Raw genomic sequence first — 2,964 nt, forward strand, 5'->3', positions numbered from 1 at the left:
TTCGGCGCGCTGGACGCCAAGGTGCGCAAGGAACTTCGGGACTGGCTGCGGCGGCTGCACGACGAGGTCCACGTGACCTCGGTGTTCGTCACCCACGACCAGGAGGAGGCGCTCGAGGTGGCCGACACGATCGTGGTGATCAACCACGGTCGGATCGAGCAGGTCGGCTCCCCGGAGGAGCTGTACGACCGCCCGGCCAACGAGTTCGTCTTCAGCTTCCTCGGCCCCACCACCCGGCTGGGCGGGGTCCTGCTGCGCCCCCACGACGTGCGGGTCTCGCGGGGCCCGGAGTCCGGCGGCGAGCCCGGCCGCGTGGTGCGGTGGAAGCGGGTCGGGTTCGAGGTCCGCTACGAGGTGGAGCTCGACGGCGCGCCCGGCGCCGAGCGGGTGCACGGGCAGCTGACCCGGACCGAGGCCACCGCGACCGGCATCGGCCCGGGCGACCGGGTCTGGGTGCGCGCGCACCCCGGCGCCGACGTGCTCCGGTCCTGACCCGGCCGTGACCGGACTCCTGGTGGCCTTCACCGCCGGGCTGGTGATCGCGACCCTCACCACCCCGGTGGGGATCTCCGGCGCGGTGTTCCTGCTGCCGGTCCAGCTCCAGTTCCTGTCGGTCTCGAGCCCGCAGGTGACCCCCACCAACCTGCTGTTCAACATCGTCTCCGCGCCCGGCGCCCTGTGGAAGTTCCACCGGCGCCGGGCGTTCTCCGACTCCGCAGCCCTGACCGTGCGCCTGCTCGCGGGCACCGTCCCGGGCGTGCTGCTCGGCGCCGCGGTCCGCGTCTTCCTGGCCCCCGGCGAGGACGTCGCGCGGCTGCTGGCCGTGGCGTTGCTCGCGCCGATCGGCTACGGCCTGGTGCGGCCCCGCCGGGCGGGCGACGCCGCCGGCCCCGGGCGGGTGTCGAGGTGGGTCACCGCGCACCAGCGGACGGCGGCGTTCGTCGTGGGCGCGTTCGGCGGCGTCTACGGCATCGGAGGGGGGTCGATCCTCTCGCCCCTGCTGGTCGCCGGTGGCCTGACCGTGGGGCTGGTGGCGCCCGCCGCCCTGGCCACCACCTGGATCACGTCCGTGGTCGGGGCGGCCGCCTTCACCGCGCTCGCACCGTTGTCCGCCGGGACCGTCTCCCCGGCGTGGGGGATCGGCCTGGCCTGTGGGCTGGGCGGGCTGATCGGCGGGTACCTGGGGGTGATGCTGCAGCCGCGGATCCCGGAGCGGGGACTGCGGGCGGGCCTCGGGGCGGCGGCGCTGGCCGTCTCCGCGCTGTACGCGGCCCAGCTCCTCACCTGACCCCCGCCCGCCGCGCCTTCTCTCCCCACCCGTGGGGGTGGGCGGGCTCCGGATGGAACGGCAGCGGCCCGTCGTGGTCCGCCGCGCCGGATCGGCGGGCGGGTCACGACGGGCCGCGGTGTAGCGTCGCGGAGCGGGGCTCAGTCCTTCATGGAGAAGCCGCGCACCACGTTGAGCGCGCCCAGGACGATGAGGGAGATGCCGGCGAGCCACCAGAGGAAGCCCGCGCCCCACAGCGGGGTGCTCACCAGCGAGATGCCGGCCAGCACGGAGATGATCGCGAAGAAGATCGTCACGCCCTTCGAGCTGGCCTCGCTGAGGGTGAACAGCGCGGTGAAGCCCTCGAAGATCCACATCACGCCGATCAGCACGGTGATGAAGATGCCGAGGAACGCGGCGGACTGCTGGAGGGAGGCGAAGGCGTAGATGCCCGCCACGATGTAGAGCAGGCCCAGCAGCCCGTGGCCCACGCGGCTGCCCGCGGACTGGCTCTTGGCGACGAAGGACATCGTGATGTAGACGATGCCGGCGACGATGGCGTAGACGGCGATGACGCCGGTGACGGCGACGGCGGTCTTGCCGGGCCAGAAGAGGACCGCGATGCCGAACGCGATGGCGATCAGGCCGCCAGCCAGCAGCGCGAATCGCACACCCCTGGCGACCGGGGTGAAGGTGGAAGTGGTCATTTCCGACAGACCTCGCTTGAGTGGGTCGTACGGACACGGTTGCGCCCAGCTCAAATTATCTTAATCTCGGCGTGTGCACCACGTGTCGCGGGGTGCACACGGTCAGTCGCGGGTGACCTCGCGCAGTGCGCCGGTCGAGACGTCGTAGACGAACCCGCGCACGGCGGTGCCGTGGAGCAGGAACGGATCCGACTCGACCCGGGCGAGCGACTGCCGGACGTCCGCCTCCGGCTCGGGGAACGACTCCGGCGCCCAGCGGGGCCGCAGGCCCGTGTCGGCCTGGATCTGGTCCTTGAACTCGTCGTCGCGGAAGGTGAGCATGCCGCAGTCGGTGTGATGGATCAGGACGATCTCCTCCGTGCCCAGGAGCCGTTGGCTGATCGACAGCGACCGCAGGACGTCGTCGGTGACCACGCCGCCGGCGTTGCGGATGACGTGGGCGTCGCCCTCGGTGAGCCCGAGGAGGCCGTACGGGTTGAGGCGGGCGTCCATGCAGGCCACCACGGCGATCCGGCGGCCGGGAGGCATGGGGAGGTGGCCCTTGTCGAAGTCGGCCTGGTAGGCCTTGGCGGCCTCGAGCAGTTCATCGGTGACGGTCATGTCCACCATCAAACCCACCTCACCGCGGGCCCGCCAGCATTCCCGCCACGCCGACCGGATTCCTTGCGGTGGGGCCGCGACCTGACCTCGCCCAATCCGGCCCGCTCCCAGCCCGACCTGGGTAGAACTTGCTCTTGTACGCGGGGTTGAGCAACTGACACAGGAGTGCGGAATGGGGACTCTGGACGGCCGGGTGGCGGTGGTCACGGGCGCGGGGATGGGCGTCGGTCGCGGCATCGCCGGGGCGCTCGCGAGGGAGGGTGCCTCGATCGTCGTGGCCGAGATCGACGAGGCGGCCGGCACCGGGACCGCCTCGTGGCTGCGCGACGAGTGGGGTGCGCAGGCCGAGTTCGTCCGGACCGACGTGACCGACAAGGCGCAGGTCGTCGG

5 protein-coding genes are annotated in these 2,964 nt (G+C 72.3%); 3 read left to right on the forward strand and 2 right to left on the reverse strand.

Annotation, left to right across the window (positions count from 1 at the left end):
- Together B4M60_RS08730 and B4M60_RS08735 are read left to right on the forward strand one after the other, a co-directional pair.
- A partial coding sequence (locus B4M60_RS08730) for a TOBE domain-containing protein (protein ID WP_291082355.1) occupies positions 1-492 on the forward strand: 492 nt, incomplete at its 5' end.
- A 7-nt stretch (positions 493-499) separates the two neighbouring features.
- Positions 500-1,288 carry a TSUP family transporter gene (locus tag B4M60_RS08735; protein ID WP_291082357.1) on the forward strand — a complete coding sequence of 263 codons (789 nt, stop codon included), beginning with the start codon at positions 500-502 and terminating at the stop codon, positions 1,286-1,288.
- Positions 1,289-1,428: 140 nt separating this feature from the next.
- Here B4M60_RS08735 and B4M60_RS08740 read toward each other — a convergent pair whose 3' ends face one another.
- A complete protein-coding gene (locus tag B4M60_RS08740) occupies positions 1,429-1,974 on the reverse strand; it encodes an HdeD family acid-resistance protein (RefSeq protein ID WP_291082359.1) in 546 nt (181 codons plus the stop codon).
- 102 nt (positions 1,975-2,076) lie between these two features.
- A complete protein-coding gene (locus tag B4M60_RS08745; protein WP_291082362.1) occupies positions 2,077-2,574 on the reverse strand; it encodes a beta-class carbonic anhydrase in 498 nt (165 codons plus the stop codon).
- A 172-nt stretch (positions 2,575-2,746) separates the two neighbouring features.
- On the opposite strand from B4M60_RS08745, the gene B4M60_RS08750 reads away from it, so the two are divergent.
- The coding region (locus B4M60_RS08750; RefSeq protein ID WP_291082365.1) for an SDR family NAD(P)-dependent oxidoreductase at positions 2,747-2,964 on the forward strand (218 nt) is incomplete at its 3' end.

It is taken from the genome of Dietzia sp. UBA5065, from assembly GCA_002415925.1.
GTDB lineage: Bacteria > Actinomycetota > Actinomycetes > Mycobacteriales > Mycobacteriaceae > Dietzia.

Bases quoted from the DNA above. Each gene is read 5' to 3' on its own strand.
- B4M60_RS08740 (WP_291082359.1), bottom strand. From the start codon at position 1,974: ATGACCACTTCCACCTTCACCCCGGTCGCCAGGGGTGTGCGATTCGCG.
- B4M60_RS08745 (WP_291082362.1), bottom strand. From the start codon at position 2,574: ATGACCGTCACCGATGAACTGCTCGAGGCCGCCAAGGCCTACCAGGCC.